The organism is Embleya sp. NBC_00896, assembly GCF_045207785.1.
In the GTDB taxonomy this organism is placed as follows: Bacteria; Actinomycetota; Actinomycetes; order Streptomycetales; family Streptomycetaceae; genus Embleya.
The window spans coordinates 4,109,569-4,128,468 of record NZ_CP108776.1; the positions used below are offsets into that span (position 1 = coordinate 4,109,569).

The 18,900-nt window shown below is 66.4% G+C and carries 15 protein-coding genes, 1 tRNA gene and 1 riboswitch; of the genes, 11 read left to right on the forward strand and 5 right to left on the reverse strand.

From position 1 onward, the window contains the following. Positions 1–16: 16 nt before the first annotated feature. From OG928_RS18750 to OG928_RS18780, 7 genes are all read left to right on the forward strand, one after another. Positions 17–93 (forward strand) — tRNA-Thr (locus tag OG928_RS18750). Between the two features lie 580 nt (positions 94–673). Further along, the gene (locus OG928_RS18755; RefSeq protein ID WP_406285144.1) at positions 674–1,015 is read left to right on the forward strand and encodes a hypothetical protein; all 342 of its coding nucleotides are present in this window, start codon (positions 674–676) and stop codon (positions 1,013–1,015) included. 3 nt (positions 1,016–1,018) lie between these two features. Beyond that, positions 1,019–1,618 (forward strand): helix-turn-helix transcriptional regulator, encoded by a 600-nt coding sequence (locus OG928_RS18760; RefSeq protein ID WP_406285146.1) that lies wholly within the window; start codon positions 1,019–1,021, stop codon positions 1,616–1,618. A 193-nt stretch (positions 1,619–1,811) separates the two neighbouring features. After that, complete coding sequence (locus OG928_RS18765; protein WP_406285148.1) at positions 1,812–4,142, forward strand: ATP-binding protein; 2,331 nt, start codon at positions 1,812–1,814, stop codon at positions 4,140–4,142. Then, the gene (locus OG928_RS18770; RefSeq protein WP_406285150.1) at positions 4,139–5,809 is read left to right on the forward strand and encodes a DEAD/DEAH box helicase; all 1,671 of its coding nucleotides are present in this window, start codon (positions 4,139–4,141) and stop codon (positions 5,807–5,809) included. Before OG928_RS18765 ends, OG928_RS18770 begins: the two co-directional genes overlap by 4 nt. Positions 5,810–5,811: 2 nt before the next feature. After that, the gene (locus tag OG928_RS18775; RefSeq protein WP_406285153.1) at positions 5,812–6,393 is read left to right on the forward strand and encodes a hypothetical protein; all 582 of its coding nucleotides are present in this window, start codon (positions 5,812–5,814) and stop codon (positions 6,391–6,393) included. Between the two features lies 1 nt (position 6,394). Then, positions 6,395–7,729: an RNA polymerase subunit sigma-70 gene (locus OG928_RS18780; protein ID WP_406285155.1), complete on the forward strand. Its 1,335-nt coding sequence runs from the start codon at positions 6,395–6,397 to the stop codon at positions 7,727–7,729. Positions 7,730–7,755: 26 nt separating this feature from the next. On the opposite strand, the gene OG928_RS18785 is transcribed toward OG928_RS18780, so the two are convergent. Then, the gene (locus OG928_RS18785) at positions 7,756–8,400 is read right to left on the reverse strand and encodes an Eco29kI family restriction endonuclease (RefSeq protein ID WP_406285157.1); all 645 of its coding nucleotides are present in this window, start codon (positions 8,398–8,400) and stop codon (positions 7,756–7,758) included. Between the two features lie 177 nt (positions 8,401–8,577). Here OG928_RS18785 and OG928_RS18790 point away from each other — a divergent pair, with 177 nt between their 5' ends. Next, positions 8,578–9,885, forward strand: coding sequence for a DNA cytosine methyltransferase (locus OG928_RS18790; RefSeq protein ID WP_406285158.1), 1,308 nt, complete (start codon positions 8,578–8,580; stop codon positions 9,883–9,885). 92 nt (positions 9,886–9,977) lie between these two features. Then, positions 9,978–10,673 (forward strand): very short patch repair endonuclease, encoded by a 696-nt coding sequence (locus tag OG928_RS18795; RefSeq protein ID WP_406285160.1) that lies wholly within the window; start codon positions 9,978–9,980, stop codon positions 10,671–10,673. A 160-nt stretch (positions 10,674–10,833) separates the two neighbouring features. Here the strand turns inward: OG928_RS18795 and OG928_RS18800 are convergent, their stop codons facing one another. The 3 genes from OG928_RS18800 to OG928_RS18810 all read right to left on the reverse strand — a co-directional run bounded on the left by OG928_RS18800 (position 10,834) and on the right by OG928_RS18810 (position 15,410). Next, entirely contained in the window at positions 10,834–11,274 is a 441-nt protein-coding gene (locus OG928_RS18800; RefSeq protein WP_406285163.1) for a DUF4259 domain-containing protein, read from the reverse strand. A 789-nt stretch (positions 11,275–12,063) separates the two neighbouring features. Further along, a complete protein-coding gene (locus OG928_RS18805; RefSeq protein WP_406285165.1) occupies positions 12,064–14,610 on the reverse strand; it encodes an FtsX-like permease family protein in 2,547 nt (848 codons plus the stop codon). Next, positions 14,610–15,410 (reverse strand): ABC transporter ATP-binding protein, encoded by an 801-nt coding sequence (locus tag OG928_RS18810; RefSeq protein WP_406291066.1) that lies wholly within the window; start codon positions 15,408–15,410, stop codon positions 14,610–14,612. The genes OG928_RS18805 and OG928_RS18810 overlap by 1 nt, the downstream gene beginning before the upstream one ends. A 351-nt stretch (positions 15,411–15,761) precedes the next feature. Between OG928_RS18810 and OG928_RS18815 the strand changes: the two genes are divergently transcribed. Continuing rightward, a complete protein-coding gene (locus tag OG928_RS18815) occupies positions 15,762–15,956 on the forward strand; it encodes a DUF5708 family protein (RefSeq protein ID WP_406285167.1) in 195 nt (64 codons plus the stop codon). On the opposite strand, the gene OG928_RS18820 is transcribed toward OG928_RS18815, so the two are convergent. Next, positions 15,923–17,665: an Ig-like domain-containing protein gene (locus tag OG928_RS18820; protein ID WP_406285169.1), complete on the reverse strand. Its 1,743-nt coding sequence runs from the start codon at positions 17,663–17,665 to the stop codon at positions 15,923–15,925. The two genes, OG928_RS18815 and OG928_RS18820, sit on opposite strands and share 34 nt — an antisense overlap. Before the next feature lie 211 nt (positions 17,666–17,876). Then, a riboswitch (cobalamin riboswitch) is annotated at positions 17,877–17,946 on the forward strand. Here OG928_RS18820 and OG928_RS18825 point away from each other — a divergent pair. Next, positions 17,928–18,734 (forward strand): (2Fe-2S)-binding protein, encoded by an 807-nt coding sequence (locus OG928_RS18825; RefSeq protein ID WP_406285171.1) that lies wholly within the window; start codon positions 17,928–17,930, stop codon positions 18,732–18,734. Its footprint overlaps the riboswitch before it by 19 nt. The last annotated feature ends 166 nt before the right edge of the window (positions 18,735–18,900 follow it).

Genomic DNA, 18,900 nt, shown 5'->3' on the forward strand with positions numbered 1-18,900 from the left:
TTCGCGTGGCCGACAAGCCGCCTTAGCTCAGTCGGCTAGAGCGACGCACTCGTAATGCGTAGGTCAAGGGTTCGACTCCCTTAGGCGGCTCCACGAAGGCCCAGGTCAGTAACACTCTGACCTGGGCCTTTTGTAGTTCCAAGCATCCGCGACAGGTAGTCGCATGCCGTCGAGCGTGGCGACGGATTCGGCTCGGGGCTGTGACGCCCCCGGCGCTGGTCCGGGCGGACCGAGTCCCGGTCAAGGCGGTCGACCCTGAGGATCGCCGCGGGCAGGATGACGTGCGCGGCGCATCGGAAATGGTAGTTGACGGGGCGGTGATCCGCTGGCCCTGGTCATCCAGTGACGTGACCCGAAACCCCGCGCACGTGGCAGAGACTCGGATCGCCGGTCCGCTCGCGATGAGACAGCGACTCGATGCTGTGTGAAGCACCCTGACCTCGACACGGAAAATATTATTCCGCAAGGCCCGCGCACGCGTGAAAGTTCCTCCAAGAATCAGCGATGGTCAATAGCTGAATGGGACGCCGTGCATTAATTCAAGCAGGTCCTCGAGGCCGTTTGATGAGGTACGGATCTTCATGTTCGACTACTGTTCGGTAGCCTTTCGGGCGGTAGAATTCGACGGCTGACCAGTGATATGGTCACCATCACGAGCGAGGCATCGCCTCCGATGCGCATCAGCATCTCTTCGGCGTGCTTCAACGGCGATCTTTTCTTTCTTGAAGGAGAGATTGATTTCGAGGGGGATTCGCGCATGCCGGGAAATGTCGAGGACGGTCCTAGCACAACCATGGATGGCGCCGATCGCGGCCACAGACGAATTGATGGCCCTGCGGCTGCTGTGGTTATCACGATCGTTGCGGCGGCAGTGGTCCTCGCGTTGAATGGTATTTCGACCGAGGACGTCACGAAGCGACTCGGTACGGCCCTCGCGCTGGGCGCGGGCTTCCTGCTCTTCCTCTATGTCGCGCCGGGCATCGGGCGGATTCGGCTGATGATTTTCAGGAAGTGACCCGTGGCGAGGTCCGAAAAACCCATACCAGGACATCGGCCGTCGCTTGTTGCGTTGGCGCAATGGCTGAGGGCCGCACGGAACTCCACGGGGATGACATACACGCAGATGGCAACGGCCGTCGAGTATTCGGCGAGCACGTTGTCCCGGGCAGCGACTGGATGTGTGGTGCCGTCGGACGCTGTGGTCGAAGCTTACGCCCGCGCCTGCGGGGCTGATGTCGAAGAGGGGCTTTCCCTGCTTGCGGTGGTCCGTGCTGAGGACGACCTTGACGGGGAGACTGCGGGAGCGTCACTGATTCAACTGTCGGAGATCTCGAATTTCGCCATGTTGTGTCGTGCGATGACCGAGCTTTTCGGACAGATTGAGGGAGGCTCTCTGCGCTCGATCGAAAAGGTTGCCGCAGTTTCCGGAACTCTACCGCGGAGCACTTTGAGTCGAGTTCTCAGGGGAGCGGCTCGGCCTCGACTGGATCTGCTGATTACATTTGTTGGAGCCTGTGGAGTGTCGGCCTGTGAACAGCGCGAGTGGTGTGAGGCGTGGCATCGCGCCGATACTGACGCGAGAATGGAGCGAGTAAAAGAGCAGATGGGACTTCATTAACTAGGATCTCTGGATCATAAATCGACCGCGCCCGTCACGACGCATCAAAAATTGGGACCCCTCTGAACGAAGAGTCATACCTGTTTGTGCGACGGTTCCTTGGCGATGCCCATTTATTCCCCCGTGGAGCTGGCGTCGTGTGGGGTAGGGGCCCGGTAGGCGGATTCCGAGCTGGGCATGAAAGGGGAAAGACGTGAAGATCACGCCGTCCGCACGCATCCTGCGGATGCTGGGCGAGATTGAGTTCGATGAGTGGCAGTGTATCGCCGAGTTGGTTGATAACGCATTCGATGATTTCTCGGAGATCATGCGCACCGGCGTGCCGTGGGACGATATATGCCAGGTGAGCATCACCCTGCCCAGTGCATCCGTCAAATCGACCGAGGCTCAGGTAATCATCGCGGATACCGGGCGAGGCATGACCTACGAAATGCTGGAACATGCTGTTCGGGCCGGTTGGTCGAGCAACGACAGGTTCGACAAACTCGGCCTGTTCGGCATGGGATTCAACGTGAGTACCGCACGACTGGGACGACGGACCAGGGTTTTGACGACACGGTCCGGCGATCCCGAGTGGATCGGTGTCGAAATCGACTTGGATCGAATCGGCGACGATTTCGAGGCCGATGACATCACCGAACCGAAGAGAGACCCGGCCGATCACGGGACTCGTATCGAGATCAGCCGCCTCGCCCACGATCGTGCGGAGTGGCTTCGCCGGAACGCCGCAAATCTCCGCAACATCCTCGGCCGAACCTACTCTTGGATCCTGGACAACCGCCCAGTGCAATTGTGGGTTCAAGGCATCAAGGTGCTTCCTCGCCGGCACTGTCGATGGAGTGCGGAGCGCTACGTGACGCACGGCAACGGCACGAATGCGGAGAAGATTCCGGCCTACATAGAGATTGACGAAAAATTCGCGGACGCGGAAGCCTGTCATGACTGTGGGAATTGGCAGGAGCCGGACCTGGGACGATGCGGCCAGTGCGGAGGCGACCGGCTCGCGCTGCGCGAGCGACGTATTCACGGCTGGGTCGGCATTCAGAGATATTTGGACAAACGGGAATTCGGTATCGATTTTCTTCGAAACGGGCGAAAGATTCTGCAGTGGGACAAGCGGATATTCGAATGGAAGAATCCAAATAATCCACTGGCGAATATCGAGATCGAATACCCAGTTGATCTGGTAAATCAGGGCGGTAGGTTGATCGGCGAGATTCACCTGGACCATGTTCCGGTGACTTACCAGAAAAACGCTTTCGAGTACAGCGACAGAAGCTGGCGTGGCGCAGTCCAATTCCTCCGCGGTGAAGGGCCCCTGCAACCACAAAAAGCCAAGGCGGCCGGGTACTCAGAGAATGAATCTCCGTTGGGGTTGCTTTTCAAAGGGTATCGGAGAAATGCTGCGGGCTCCCGCTGTCTTATTCCTGGGGATGGAAAAGGCCCCATCCATGATGACACCCGTCGCTGGGCTCAATTGTTCCATGCGAGCACGCCGGGATATGAGACGGATGAGAAATGGTGGGATGCGGTTCAGAATCACGAATATTTGATCAGACAAGCTCGACTCGATAACGCCCAGGACGGAGTTTCAAAACACGTCGACGTTGATGCCGTGCTCGAGGCGTTGGGCGTGGCGTCGTCGAGCGCAGTTTCCCAGCGCGATTCACACAGAGGTCCCGGCGTGCCGAAGCGCGGGAATGCCGAGGAGACGACCCAAGAGCGAATTGCTCGCTATACGGTCGGATCCGTGGAAATATCTGAATTGAGTCGTGATTTCGGTGATCCGCGCCTGGGATTTATCAGTGTGACAACTCGGAGATTGGAAAGTGCACGCCTGAAGGACGATAGAGATCGTTTTACTCCTGTGCTCCTGGTGATGGAACAAGGCGCGACCGCGACGGCTTTTGTCGACCTCCAGCATGAGATTTTTACGACGTTCGGTGTGGAGGTCTCCGAACCCCTGCTGGCCGAGATCGCGGCCGTCCTCAAGGTGCGCGCGGACAGCGACCTCAATCATGCCCAGCTCGTGTCGTTGCTCCGCACCGAATGCCTTCGACATACCGCACAGCGTGCGGACACGGTCATCGGTGAAGCCAATGAACTCATGGCGGAGATTCGAAGCCGGATGGCCGCCAGCATTGCGCAGAGTCCGGCGAGAGCCTTTGAGCTCCTGTCGACGGACGAACTGACGGTGATTGAGAACGCCATGATCGCGGAGAGTTCGCTGGCGCGCACGGACAGACTTGGCGAGAACGTCGACTTTCTTCAGTATGCACCACCCTTCTATCTCGCGCGGTTGTTGGAGAGCTGGCCGGAGCCCTTCATGGACGGAGCGGTGTTCAAGGGTCAGTATGCGAGGACTTCTTCGCTGTCCGCCCGACGCCTCGGACTGGCGCGAACCGTCGGGTACGTCAACGACATCGCGGTCCTCGTGAGTTACAGCAACGGCAGTCCACTGCAGGTTCAACGCACGCGCCTGAGCGTCAGGTTGCTCGCTGCGGAACTTTCGGAGACTACGTGAGCTCTGGAGGGTTTCTCTCGGCCACCGAACTGCTCGCAGGTGGGCCGCGTGGGTTGCCGCACGCCACCGAGAGAACACTCTGGCATCTGGGCTTCTCCGATGTACGTGTCGTCGACGGGCCGAACGACGGTGGAGCCGATTTGCTGGCGGTGCGTGATCGTGAGCAATGGGTGCTGCAATGCAAGTGGTCGAGTCGAGGTCTCGTGGATCAAGGAGGCATCGACGATCTGGAACGCGCGAGAACGCGCTATGGAGCCGATAAAGCCGTCTTGGTCACGAACACCGGGTTGAATCGCACGGCAGAAAAACGGCGCCAGGCTCTGGCCGATGTCGGGATCAAGATCACCGTGTGGGACAGTCCGACGCTTATCGGCATCTGGAACCACATGCCGTCCAGGGTGCCCGGACCATTCGCTCTCAGGCCGTACCAGAAGGCGGCCGTGGAGGCGGTGGAGGCACATCTGACCTCTGATGAGTCCGCGCTTTTGGTGCTTGCGACCGGCCTGGGAAAAACGGTCGTGGGTGGCGAGGTAGTCGGACGTTACCTGGCGCGGAACCCGGGAAAACCGGTTCTCGTGGTGGCTCACATGAAGGTTCTCGTCGAACAGCTGGAACGTGCCCTGTGGCGGCATTTGGACAAGGAAACCACCACTCGACTATTGACGGGTGACGCGAAGCCTGGTTCGTATGAGGGAGTGCTCGTCGGCACAATCGAGTCGGTGCTGGCTGCGGTTCGCGCCGGATGGCGCCCTGGTTTCGTGATGATCGACGAGACGCATCACGTCGGAGAAGACGGGCAATTCGCCGAATTGCTGAATCTGTGTACAGATGCCCTACGGCTCGGTGTGACGGCGACACCGTGGCGCGGCGATAAATTCGATATCACTTCACGATTTGGTCCAGTCAGTTTTTCGATGGGAATCGCCGAAGGTATGCGGGACGGCTATCTTGCATCCGTCGACTACCGACTCTTCGTCGATAATATCAACTGGGAGATGGTAAGGGCTGAAAGCGAGCATGGATACTCTATTAAGGATCTCAACCGCTCGCTGTTTCTGCCTCAGCGCGACGAGGAGATCATTGAGCGTTTCCGCGCGGCATGGCGAGAGACCCGTGAGCCGCGGGCGATTGTCTTTTGCCAGACCATCGAGCACGCGGAGCGGATGGCAGCCACCCTGGCGGTGTCCGATCAGGCCTGGTCCAAGGCGTCGTATATGCACAGCGGAATGTCTCGGCAGCGTCGGCAAGTACTACTCAACGAGTTCAGACTTGGCCGGGTACCGGTCATCACGTGCGTTGATGTTTTCAACGAAGGCGTCGATGTCCCGGATGTGAACCTCATTGCTTTTCTCAGGGTAACGCACAGTCGGCGAATTTTCGTGCAGCAATTGGGTCGCGGGCTCAGGTTGAATCCGGGCAAAACTGCCCTCAAGGTCCTGGATTTTGTGACGGATATCAGACGGGTCGCGGCGACACTCGATTTGCGGCGCGCCATCGAAGCCGAGCATCCGGAGCATCTCCGTCTTCGGACGCCGCACTCTCGGATCATGTTCAGTGACGAGACCGTGGGCACTCTGTTGGATCACTGGATCCAAGACGCGGCGAGCCTGGAAACCGCTGCGGATGAAGTCAAGCTGCATTTCCCGGCTCAAGGAGGTATTTACTGACCATGGCTATTTCATCAGAAATCGAAATGAGCATCGTAGGGTCTTTGTACGTCGAAGCGGAGCGTTTGGGGTGGACGTATTTGCCTGATGGAGAGCGTACGGCGGCATATGATCGATGGGTCGCGGATCCAGAAATCGGTGGCCGGTTGACGCTTTTTCTCAAGACACCGGAAAAGGTACGCGTATGGCTGAAGGACGGTCCCATGAAGGAACGTGCTCGCGCTGTATACGGTCATGGAAAGTATGCGAGCCTCGTCCCTAATCCGGCGAAGGCGGTCAACAACTTGGTCATCCAGGCCTTGGACGCCGATTGGGTGCCCGATCTCGAGACGGTTCGGATCAAGCCCATGCGTCTGATCGCACGCAAGGGTGACGACGAGATTCGATTCACATGGGGCCCCGCTAGGGATTTGAAGCATCTGGTTTGGGCGGCCCTTAACGCGAAAGCATCCGGGGATGCCATCCCCTGGGTGTTGTGCGTGGTGGGCTCCTTCGTCAAACCGACTCCGGACGAGGAGAGGAATCATCACGTGCGCATCGCCGAATGCGCCGGGCTGAGGCTCGCTCACGTTGTAGGTGATTGACATGACGGAGCCGGCCCCCGAGACGTCTCCGACGTCGTGGATCGATGCGATCTGGTTCGGTACCTGGGATCCGCGGGCCCAGGACATGCTGCGGAGAAGGTTTGAAGGACAGACCTTCGACGCCGTTGGCACGGCCCACGGAGTCACCCGCGAACGGGCTCGCCAGCTACTGGGCCAAGCGGAGAAGCGACTCCTGGAAGCAGCCGACCTCATGGTGCCGACATGGCGTGACTCGGTGCGGAGTCGAGTCTCCGAGACCGGGGTTGCCTCGGATGAGGAACTTTCCGTCGTTTTGATCGATCAGAAAGGAGTCATCCGATACGCATTGCTTCGTGCGATCGGCCTTCGTCACCCACGCACGTGGGCAGGGGATATCAAGAGACTCTGGGCCAACGACCCCCGAGCGCTTCAGGGCCCGATGAAGGAACTCGTGGAGTCGGCGCCCTACCGCCCGCTCGAACTGCGGGAGAAGGCTTCAGCGCTTGGCATCTCCGAGATTGTGCCCATAGAAGAGATCGCCGCAGACCACAGGAGCCCTCTCACGCGTGGGCATGACGGCTCCTGGCTGCGACGTAGAGCGCGCGGCCGGGATGCGGCCTACCTGTGGCTGTCCGCCGAGGGTCGACCGCGGCGGGCAGACGCCATCGATCGGGCCACGCGAGGTAGCGGCGTCAAAGCGACCAACGAAGCGCTTCGTCGGGACGAACGGTTTCGACTGATCCGGCCCGAAGGGACCTGGGCGCTTGCCGAGTGGACCATGCCGGGCATCGGTGTCCACACCAACACCTTGGACGTCATGCTGGAAGTACTCGGCGAGTCAGGGCCGTTGAGCAAGAACGACCTCTTCGCGAAGGTCACTCGGCTGTATCCGGTGAGCACCGCACGACTGCAGCAGTGTCTGATCAGTGATCGTCTCGGGCTCACCGACGTCGGTCTGATCGATCTCGTCGAGCACGGTGCGCGCCCCATTGAGGAACTGGAGCCCCGTCGGCCTCCCCACATAGTGCTTGGTGAGGGCGGCGCGTTGCTCGGCATCCGGTTGCCGGTGGACAAGGACTTGCTCCGCGGGAGTGGGATCGTCGTCCACAACTGGCTTACTTGGCACCTGGGATTGCGGTTGGCGCCCATGTCCCGAACGTTCTCGATGGACGACGGAGGCGGAGACGTGACGATTCGTCGAGGTACCGGCGGAGCCCAGATCTCGAGCCTCAGAAGGCACGCACGGCGGCTGGGCATGTCGGAGGGGTGCGAGTTGGTGTTGCTGCTGCGTTCCGACACCGGACACGCGTCGCTTCTGCACGTTTGCCGGCCGGGGTCGTGCAGCACTTCGTCTTGAGGCCGACCGACTTCGCCGCGTGGTGATCAGTCGCTGGTGTCAGGGTGTCGCCACGGAACGTCCGGGTAGCGTGTCAGCTGTTTGTCGATGTGCTCCTCGACCATGGTGGCGAGATCCCTGGGATCGTGGGCCACGCCACCGTCGGTGCGCTCCCTTCCCTGATGAAACGTGTCCCATTTGCTCCGTTTGCTTTGACGAGTCGTGGCCCCCTGTTCATGGCTGCCGAAGCCGGTCAGGATGGCGTTCCAGACCGGCTGATACAGCCGTCGCAGACCGTCCTCGCCCAGGTTGGCGTGCACGTGGGGCATCAGGAGCACGCGAAACGCGAAGTCGGCGGTAGGCAGCCCCCCGCCTTCGATCGACTTGCGATGGGCCTTCAAGCGCAGGTAGACCGGCCTCGGCGACTCCGCGTTCTTCCCTGTGGCGCTGTTGTGGGAAGCGCCCTGACCGGCGTACACCGGAATCTCGGTGTCGACGAGCCGCGTGTACGTGGCGACCGACGAGCCCCGGTAGTAGATGGCGTAGAGACCGGAGCCGTCGAACTTCGGGACCTCGACCGCCATCGAGGTGAGCGGCTGCCGTTCGAACATCTCGCAGATGATCCGGGTGAGTCGAGCCGTGGAGAGCGGATCGAAGTACGAGGGTTGGAAGACATCACCGGAGTCGGTCATGCTGGTGCGCTCCTCGTCGGATGTCTCGCCGCGATGGGTGCCGAGATACGAACACGGGACGACGGACGCCAAGTGTCGGCGCGTCGTGACTCGAACCATATTCGGCCGTCGGTCCGACTGGGTACCCTGTCACGATGACGACCACTTGGGTAGTCCAGTCCGCGGTATGCTTTCATGATGTCTGAACTGCGAGAAGTGTCGAAGAGAGATCGCACGGGAGTCGAGCTTTTCGCGGGAGCCGGCGGCTTGGCGACGGCCGTCCACGGAGCCGGTTTTCGGCCCTTGTTGTTCAACGAATTCAACAAGAGGGCTTGCCAGACGCTGGAGGCGGCCGGCGCGAAGCGCTTCGATGGAGCCCCGACGGTCCCGCGAGTCGGCGATGCTCCGCCGCTGTTCGAAGGCGACGTACGAGAACTGGATTTCGGCTACCTGCACGGGAAGGTCGATGTACTCGCCGGTGGCCCTCCTTGTCAGCCGTTCAGTCTCGGTGGCATCGCCAAGGGCGATGAGGATAAACGGAACATGTTTCCGCAAATGTTCAGGGCGATGCGGGAGATTCAACCCAAAGTCGTCATTTGCGAAAATGTGAAGGGCTTGCTCAGGTCATCCTTCAAGCCGTACATGGACTACATCCTCCGGGAAATGGCGATGCCCTTCGAGGAGCGGGATCCGGCCACGACCTGGCAGCGGCATGACGAGCGGCTCAGGGAGATCGGTGAACCGGCGGGGACGGATCTGAGTACGCGCTACCGCGTCGTGCCGACTGTGGTCAACGCTGCGGACTACGGTGTGCCGCAGATTCGAAATCGCATCATCATTGTTGCGTTTCGGGCCGACCTGGGCGTTGATGTGGACCAGTTCAAGCTGGACACGGCGCGGACACACTCGGAACATTCTCTGTTCCGATCCATGTGGGACAACTCGTACTGGAAGAGGCATCCCGGCGTGCCTGGGCACGTACGAGATCTGGTCATGGCCAGAATTCCCGTGGAAGCTCAGCTGGAGGAGGATCAACTGCGGCCCTGGCGGACCTTCCGTGACGCGCTGGCCGGGATCGATGGCGCGCCGTCGTTGCCGGAGGTTCCATGGGACGAGCTGGACCGAGTGGATCGCCGTCGGAAGGGTTTCACTCATCACGTCGGCTGGCCCGATGCCCGAATCTACAAGGGGCATACGCCCAATGAACTGGACCGGCCGGCGAAAACGGTCAAGGCCGGTGTCCACGGTGTTCCGGGTGGCGAGTCCGTCATGCTCACGGACGACCGGGAGGAGGATCCCGCGTCGCCGACGGGCTACAGGTACCGACACCGATATATGACTGTGCGTGAGACAGCCCGTGTGATGACCTTTCCGGACGAGCAGCGACTCGAAGGCCCCCGAGGCGAACAGATGCGTCAACTGGGCAACGCGGTGCCGGTTGCGCTCGGCGCGGTGTTCGCTCGTGCGGTGGCCAAGGCTCTGGACGAGGCAGAGGGGCGGTCGTGAGTGTGGCGGGAAACCCGGTCCAGAATCGCTGGAATGACAAGGTTCCCGCTGACCGGGCGTGGAAGGGGCGCCAAGGTAGAAGCCGCGCCGCCGTGACGTCCGAGCAGGACCGTGCCGCCGGAGGTCGCTATCGCAGGTCGGTCGATCTTGGGGACGGCCGTTTCGCGTGCGCCTCGGTCGTGCTGCGGTTGCTGCCCAATACACGTCGGGTGCGGGCGTATCTGCGATGGGGGGACGGCAGAAGGTCTCCCGAGCGCTACTTGGGCGAAGTCGACCACGGCACTCGGGCCGCCAACCTCGCCGAAGGTTGGCATCGCGCTGCGGCCAAAGGTCTTTTGTCGGAGGAGCCCTTGCCCGAGGGCTCGAAAGCCTCATCGATGGCGGTTCGTGACTCGATGCGTGGCAACCGCGGCAAGGACACAAAGCCGGAGAAGCGCCTGCGTTCCTTGCTTCACAAGCATGGTCTTCGGTACCGGGTCGACGCGGCGCCGTTGATCGGCTTGCGACGTAGAGCGGATGTCGTCTTTACGAGGGCGAAGGTCGCGGTCTTCATGGACGGGTGTTTTTGGCACGCATGTCCGGAGCACTATCGGCCATCGACCAAGAACGCCGAACGGTGGAAGCAAAAAATTGAGGGAAACCGATTGCGGGACACCGAGACGGTCTGTCTTCTCGAGGCGGCCGGATGGACGGTGATCCGGGCGTGGGAGCACGAAGATCCGGCGCGGGTTGCTCGCCGCGTCATAGTTGCCGTGCGAGGGCCGCAGGACGACGAAGTCGGCGGTTGAACTCGTACGCTCGAACGGCGACGGCGCATCGGTGCGGTGGCCGAGGCGTGATCCCTCCCGTCGGTACGGGCGTCCGCCCGGCCCTTCGATCGACTAGGCGCGGTGAGCGCCGATGCCCCGCGCCCGTCCTGGCGAACGCGACGAGCGTGATGGCGCCTGATCAGCCGTTTCGGGCCACGTCCGGGGTCTCCCCCAGCGAGCGTCGGAGCAGCTTGATCGATGTTCTCCAGTCCTCGTGCTTCTCGGTCTCGGCCCATAGCGCGTCCAGCTCCGAGTCGCCGGCGACAACTCGTTCCAGTGAGTGAAGAGCCAAGGACGCCAAGTCTGCGGCGGCGAACTCTCCGGCTTCATCGATCAGCGGGCCGGGATCGAATTCCGGATCGAGTGGCGCGCCGCCCGGCATGTAGGCGGCGATGATGGCGGCGGCGGCGATGGCGACGACCGCCTCGTCCTGGTCCAGGAAACCTTCGCTCGGTTCTGCGGATGCCCTCAAGACACGCTTGATCATGTCGAGGCGACCCGCCTCGGGCGTGTTGTCGAGATCTCGTACGAAGTCCGCCGCCGAGTCGTTCTCGAACGGACCAACGCCCCATGTACCCATGCCTTTACTGCCTCTCTCACCGGTCGATGTCGGCGCCGATAGCCAATGCCGCTGGGGTCAGCTTGGCAGTGAACCCCTTGTCGTGGCCGACCACCCCGCTTGTCGGTGACGTGTTCGGCCGCATCCCTCCCAGGCACGAGGACCTCGGGCGCGTCGGACTTTGACTCGGTCGACTGGAAGGCAGCTGAAAATCTTGTTGGAGGGCTGTCCGGCGGTAGGCCGGGCGGCCCTTCGCGCTATGTGGGGGCGAGGTGCTAGGTGCCGTCGGTGTGGGTGAGTCCGAGGTTGATCAGTCGGCGGAGGCTGAAGGGCTGCTGCGCGGTGATGGAGCCAAGCGCTGTTGGCGATCACGCCGCAGTACGGACCCGGCGGTTGCCTCGGGCGACGAGCCAGGCAATGGCTCGAGTCATGACAATCGATGACTTGCTGAGTGACCCCAGGGCAGCCCAAGGGGAGCGCGGACGCCTTTGGACGGGATGCCACAAGGCGCCAGGGTTTTCGGGTTGGCATGTGTTCTGATCAGCAGAGATGACACTGGGTAGCACCAGGCGACCCCAGATAACACAATCCCCACGGAACTCGTAGTGAGGGTTCGACTCCCTTAGGCGGCTCCACAAAGGCCCAGGTCACATATCTCGTGACCTGGGCCTTTTGCTGTGCTTCGGGGGGTGTTTGCCGGGCCGGGGTCGAGGGGGCGTGGCGGCCTCGGCGGGCGGTTCGGTCAGGCCGTGGGGGGCGGTTCTCGGACGGGGTCGGCCGTGGTTGTGATGCCTGTGTCGGGGTCGGAGGTCAGCTCGCCGCCGCGGTGATCGGGTTGGTGCGGAGGGCGTTCCAGGTCGGGATCAGGGTGGCGGCGAAGGTGAGGGTCGCGGTGATGCCGACCACGCCCGCGTAGATGCCGATCGGGCCGGTCGGCAGCCACGAGTCGGTTGCGGACAGGCTGAAGGGGATCGTCGCGGCGGCCGCGGCCGCGGTGCCCAGGATGACGCCGATGAGCGTGGTGAGCGCGGCCTCGACCGCCGACATGTGCATGATCTGGGCCCGCGTCGCGCCGTTGAGACGTTGCAGCGCGAACTCGCGGCGGCGGTTGTGGGTGGCCAGGATCAACGAGTTGACCACGGACAGCGCGGTGTACAGGGCCAGCATGCCGACGATCAGGTAGTTGACCCACGCCTGCGTCTTGGACTCCTCGGCGTGCGCCTCCAGGAGCGCATCGCGGGACGCCGCCCGGATGCCCGGGTGCGACCCGGCCCACGCGCCGAGCGACGCGACCAGCCGGTCGGGGCCGGTGCCCTCGGCCGCGCTCACCAGGATCTGCGCGGGCAGCCCGTTCGTGGTGTGCGGGGCGAGCAGGGACACCGGCAGCAGCAGCGAGTCGTAGCCGGGGCGGGCCTTGAAGAGCGCGACCACGCGTAGGTCCGCGGCCGTGCCGTCGCCGAGCCGCAGCCGGATCGTGTCGCCGATCCCGCGGTGCACCGAGCGGGCCAGGCCCCGGGGCATCGCGACGGTGTTGCCGCGGAGGTCGGCCAGCGATCCGGAGGTGACCGTGACGGCGCTGGTCCGCACGCCCGAATCGGCGTCCATACCCTGGAGCGGAAGGCCGTTGTCCCGGTCCGGCTCGGTCCGCGGCTCCTCGATGAAGCCGGCGCTGGTGGTGTACGCGCTCGCCCCCGCGACCCCGGGGATCCGGCGCACCTCGGCGAGCAGCGCCGGGTCGAGGCCGCCGCCGGCGGCGGTCAACACCGCGTCGGCGCGCAGGCTTTCGGTGTAGACCCGCTCGGCCTGCGCGGTCGTTGTGGTCTGCAGGTACAGCTCGCCGGTGCTGATCGCGACCGCGAGCATGATCGGCGTCACGACGGCGGCCATCCGTACCGCGGTGACCCGCGAGCCGGTCATCGCGATCCGACCGGGCTCCCCGGTGAGCGCGCCGAGCGGCCGGGCCAGCACCCGGGTGAGCAGCTTGGTCAGGCCGGGGGCCAGCAGCGCCAGCCCGATCGCGGCGCAGATCACCCCCGGGCCCGCGGTGCTCGCGGCGACCGGGCCCTCCAGGACCAGCACGGTGACCAGGCCCAGGGCCGTGGCGCCGCCCAGTGCGAGCACGGCGACCACGAGCCGGAACCAGCCGAACCAGTGCTGCTGAAGGGCCGATTCGGCGAGCGCCTCGGTCGGCTTGGCGGTCACCGCGCGCCGCGCGCCGACGAATCCGCCGACCATCGCGGTCAGCAGCAGCGCACCGCCGGCGGCCACGGCCGGGATCCAGCCCTGGGTGAACTCGACGGTCTCCGCGACCATGCCCGAGTCGACGAGCCGATCGAAGAGCACGCGGCCGGCCATCGGGCCGGTGAACCACGCGAGGCCCGCCGCGAGCACGGTCACCATCAGCGTCTCGCCGAGCAGCATCCGGCGCAGTTGGCGCGGCGTGCCGCCGATCGCCCGCATGAGCGCGAACTCGCGGTGCCGCTGCTGAACGGACAGCCCGATCGTGCCGGCCACCACGAACACCGCGACAAAGACCGCCATGCCGCCGAAGACCGCCGACAGCGCGATCAGATCCGACTTGTTCTCCAGGATCTCGGGGTGCTCGACCGCGCCGCGGTCGTCCCCGGCCAGGACCTTGACCCGGTGGTCGGACAGGGCGCCGGACACCCGCTCGCGCAGTGCGCCGAGGTCGGTGCCGGGGGCGGCCACGATCGCGATGTCGGCGATCGTGCCGGCGGGCGCGGAGAGCCGGTCGGCCTCGGCCGCGGCGAAGAACATCGTGGGCTGCGGGACGGTGCGCGTCGCCCGGGCGACGCCCGCGACCCGGTAGGTGCGGGTGCCGCCGTGCGCGGCGATCTCGACCCGGTCGCCGACGGCCACGCCCGCGCGGCGCGCCAGGCCGGTGTCGAGGACGACCTCGTCGGGGCTCGTCGGCGCGGCGCCGGACGCGAGCGCGTACGGCGTGAGCGCCGCGGAATCCCACGCGTGGCCCTGGGCCTCGCGGTTGCCGCCGGGGCCGAGCAGCGCGGTCTCGAAGGTCCGTTCGCCGACCACCGTCCGGACGCCGTCGAGCCCGCGCACGCGTTCCACGAGCCCCGCGTCCAGCGGGACGCGCTCGGCGAGCACGTAGTCGCGCTCCTCCTCGCCGGAGTCCTCCTTCGGCCCGGCGAACGTGCGGTCACCGGTGACCAACAGCGAGGCCTGGGCCAGACGTTGCGGCGGCGCGTTGTTGCGCACGCCGGTCTCCAGGAGGCCGCCGCACGCCATCACGACGGTGGCGCCGAAGAACAGCGCGACGAACGTCGCGACGAAGCTGCCGGTCCGAAAGCGCAGTGTGCGCAGCGCGAGGCCCCACATCAGCGGACCCCGCCGGTCGACGCGGACCCGCCGAGGCCGCGCCGCGGGGCGTCGTCGAACGCGCCCAGGTGGGTCATCCGTTCCGCGATCGCGTCGACGGTCGGCGCCATCAGTTCGCCGGCGATCCGGCCGTCGGCGAGGAAGACGACGCGATCGGCGTAGGACGCGGCGACCGGGTCGTGCGTGACCATGACGATGGTCTGGCCGTCCGCGGTCACGGATTCCCGCAGCAGGCCCAGGACGTCGGCCGCGGTCCGGGTGTCGAGCGCGCCGGTGGGCTCGTCCGCGAACAGGACGGCGGGGCGGATCGCGAGGGCGCGGGCGATCGCGACGCGCTGCTGCTGGCCACCGGAGAGCTGGTGCGGGCGATGTCCGGCCCGCTCGGTGAGGCCGACGCGCGCGATGACCTCGGCGATCCGGAGGCGGTCGGCGCGCTTGCCCGCGAACCGCAGCGGCAGCGTGATGTTCTGCCGGACCGTGAGTGTGGGCAGCAGGTTGAACGCCTGGAAGACGAAGCCGATCCGCTCGCGGCGCAGCTTGGTCAGCGCGTTCTCGCTCAGCTCGGCGAGATCCTGCCCGGCCACCGTGACCGAGCCCGACGTCGGCCGGTCGAGGCCGGCCGCGCAGTGCAGGAACGTGCTCTTGCCGGAGCCGGACGGCCCCATCACGGCGGTGAACGAGCCGTGCCCGAACGCGATCGAGACGCCGTCGAGGGCGGCGACCGCGGCCGAGCCCTTGCCGTAGACCTTGCGCACCGCGTCGAGCCGGACCGCCTGTCCCCCGCTCCCGACGCTTCCGATGTCCCGGATGCCGCCGCTGCCCTCGTCCCGCCGTCCGTGCCGGTCCCGCGTCGTCCGCCCGTCCACGCTCGTGCCTTCCGCCCGATCCCGACCGCTACCCCGCTCGCGGTGCCGGGTTCAACGCTAGGAGCGCGCGGGAGCCGGTCCCATGGGACCAACCGGCGTCTTGGGGTGGGGGTAGACCCCCGGTCCCTTGTCCACCGATCGGTGGACCCGCGTAGGCCGAGGTGTGTAGGCGCCTTCGTCCCGCGGAAGGGCGCGCCGGAGGCGATCGCGAACCTAGGCTCGCGTCCGGAATCCACAGGCAGAGCCGGACCTGGCCCGGGTGGCACCGGAATCAAGGAGAAGATCGTGACGAAGGCCCGCAGTTCGATGGCGACCGGTCTCGTGAGTGTGGTGGTGGGCGGGCTCCTGAAGCTGTTCGCGGACGGTGTGGACACGCCGGTGGTCTCACTCGGGAAGATCGGGGTCGTGCTGCTGGTCGTGGGCATCGCGGAACTGCTGTACGGGCTCTACCTGATGGGCCGGGACACCCGGAAGGCGTGACCCCGCGCGGCCCGTCGGCCGATCCCGCGACGCGCGGGCCTGCGGTACGCGACGAGCGCGAGGACACCCGCGCCGAGCAACGCCGCGCCCAGGTAGGCCAGGAGCAGCAGCCACCCGTCGGTGCCGGTGGCGGCGAGCGTGGAGTCGGCGGGGCGCGGGCGCGTGTTCGAACCGACGTTCGGCGCGGTCGCGGGCCTCGGCGGGTGGAGCGCGTCGACTCCCCGGTAGGCGCCGATCCGGCCGGACCCCGGCGCGCTCGCGTGGCCGGCCCCGGCCGGCGCCACCTCGACGCGCACCGTCGCGGTGGCCTGTCGACCCAGTCGATCGGTGATCGTGTAGCGGAAGACGTCGCTGCCGGTGAAGCCCGGACCCGGGGTGTAGCGCAGGACCGGGTCCGCACCGGGCCCATCGTCCGGCCGCAGCACCAGGCCGTGCTCGGGGTTGGTGTGCGACAGCAGGGCCAGTCCGTCGCCCATGTCGCCCGTGAGGATCGGGACGTCGACGGATTCTCCGGCGAGCGTGTCGGCCGCGTCGGCGAGGGCGCGCGGGGCGGGTGGCCGAGCCGACGCGGGCCGTGCGATCAGCCTGACCCGACGGGTCGGGCCGTCCGCGTACGCGAGCGAGCCGTCGGAACGGACCGCCAGGCCCTCCGACCCGACGAGTGCCGCGGTCGCGGCGGGGACGCCCTTGCCGGTGCGATCGTGGCCACCGCCGGTGATCGTGTCGATCAGTCCGGTCGGGGCGACCCGGCGGATCCGGCCCGCGCGCCCGTCACCGATGTAGACCGCGTCGTCCGGACCGATCGCGAGCGATTGCGGGGACCGCAGCACGGCCGACGTCGCGAGACCGCCGTCGCCGGATGCGGGCGGCGGGCCGATCGGGGGCACGTCGGCGCCGGCGAAGGTGGAGATCGTCCCGGCCGGGTCCACCACGCGCACACGGTGGTGGCCGCGATCGGCGATCAGCAGGTTGCCCGCCGCGTCGACGGCGATGCCGACGGGTTCGTACAGCGCGGTCGCCACCGCCGGTCCGCCGTCGCGCACCGGGGTCCCCAGGCCGGACCCGTTGCCGGCCACCGTCTCGACGACGCCACCGGCATCCACCCTCCGAACCCGGTCGTTGGCCCGGTCCGCGATGTACAACTCGCCGCCCGGACCGAGCGCGAGGCCGTCGGGATCGCTGAACCGCGCGGCGCCCGCGGGCCCGCCGTCGCCGGAGAACCCGCCGATCCCGGTGCCCGCCACGGTCGTGATCAGCCCGGCCGCGTCGACCTTGCGGACCCGGTCGTTCTCGCGGTCCGCGATGTAGAGCTCGCCCGCCGGGCCGCACGCCAGGCCGCGCGGAGCCGAGAGCCGCGCCGCCGTGGCCGGGCCGCCGTCGCCGCCGAATCCTGCGGAGCCGGTGCCCGCGACGGTCGTGATGGTCCCGTCCGGGGCGAGCCTGCGGACCCGGTTCGCGCGGCTGTCCGCGATGTACAGGTTCCCCGCCGGGTCCCACGCGAGGCCCGCCGGCGCGTCGAGCCGGGCGGCGACGCCGGGTCCGCCGTCGCCGGAGAACCCACGCGCACCGGTGCCGGCGATCGTGGTGACCCGCCGATCGCCCTGCACCGCGCCGGCCGCGGCGCAGGTCGTGCCGAACAGGGCGGCGGAGCAGGCGAGTACGGCGGCCGCCCGGTGCAGACTGGTCGGCGACGCGGACACGGTAGGCACGAGCACCTCCAGCGCGGGGATCCGGGCGGCGGCCGGACCTCGGTCTCCGATCCTGAGCCCCCGCGCGCGACCGGGCGGGCCTCGGCACGCGGACCGGCGGTGAGCTTCACTCGCACGCCTCAACGTGTCGAGGTCGGCGGTGACCGGGTCGACGGTGGACCGGGCGCGGTCCGCGTGTCATCGTGGAAGGCGCGATGCGACGGCGGTACGAGGAAGCCGGTGTGAATCCGGCGCGGTCCCGCCACTGTGATCGGGGAGTGTTGTGGCGTCCGGGCGACAGCCGCTGACCGGGGCTCGCGCGGTCCTCGACCGGGTCGCGCGGGTGGGGCCCTACTTCGCGGTGCGGACGGGATCGGTGCCGGACGAGACGGGGTTTCGCCCGCTGGCCGACCTCTACGACCGCGAGGCGCCGCACGCGTTGGCGGACCGGGTCGAGGACGTGCGCGCGAAGCTCGGCACGGACGAGGTCCGGGTGGCCGCGTCGATCCTGTTCCTGGGCGTGGCCTCGCGGTTGTGGTCGGTGGCGCTGGGCGCGGCCGTCCTCGGCCGGGGTGTGCCGGAGCTGGATCCGGCGTCGACGTCGTGGCGGTTCCCGGCGAGCGGACCGGTCGAACTGTGGGCGCCGGATCCCGGGTGGGTCCGGTTCACCGACGACGCGTCGGCGGTCGGCGCGCTCCACGACGCGGTGATGGACCGGCACGTGGTCCCGCTGGCGGCGGCCACCCGGGCCGTGGTGCCGGTCGCGGAGCGGCTGCTGTGGGGCAACGCCGCGTCGGCCCTGGTCGGCGCGACCCGGGTGCTGTCCGCACACGTCGCCGCCCGGCCGGAACTCGCGGCGTCCGCAGAGGCGTTCGCCGACGGCCTGCTCGCGACCGGTCGGCTGCGCGGGACCGGCCCGCGCGGCACGGTCGGCACCTTCCGCCGCACGACCTGTTGCCTGTACTACCGGATCCCCGGGGGCGGCATCTGCGGCGACTGCGTCTTCGGCGCATCCGGTCGCTCCGCGCCACCCCGCCCCGCACCGCATCGTCGTGTCGTTCGGACACGCCGGATCGGCGCATCCGGGTGACATTCCCGGATCCCGCGCATGGTTGTTCCTAGCCTCGGCCACAACCCACCGTCGCGAAGAACCTCGGACCCGAATGGCCCGCCGCCCGCAGGGCAGGTGCATGGCGTGGCCCTCGGCGGCAGCGCCGGGCCATCGAGACCGTGCAGAGGAGTACGCACCGATGACT

Coding starts and splice junctions, on each gene's coding strand:
- OG928_RS18755 (WP_406285144.1), top strand. CDS start 674: ATGCGCATCAGCATCTCTTCGGCGTGCTTCAACGGCGATCTTTTCTTT.
- OG928_RS18780 (WP_406285155.1), top strand. CDS start 6,395: ATGACGGAGCCGGCCCCCGAGACGTCTCCGACGTCGTGGATCGATGCG.
- OG928_RS18775 (WP_406285153.1), top strand. CDS start 5,812: ATGGCTATTTCATCAGAAATCGAAATGAGCATCGTAGGGTCTTTGTAC.
- OG928_RS18800 (WP_406285163.1), bottom strand. CDS start 11,274: ATGGGTACATGGGGCGTTGGTCCGTTCGAGAACGACTCGGCGGCGGAC.
- OG928_RS18785 (WP_406285157.1), bottom strand. CDS start 8,400: ATGACCGACTCCGGTGATGTCTTCCAACCCTCGTACTTCGATCCGCTC.
- OG928_RS18805 (WP_406285165.1), bottom strand. CDS start 14,610: ATGTGGGGCCTCGCGCTGCGCACACTGCGCTTTCGGACCGGCAGCTTC.
- OG928_RS18790 (WP_406285158.1), top strand. CDS start 8,578: ATGTCTGAACTGCGAGAAGTGTCGAAGAGAGATCGCACGGGAGTCGAG.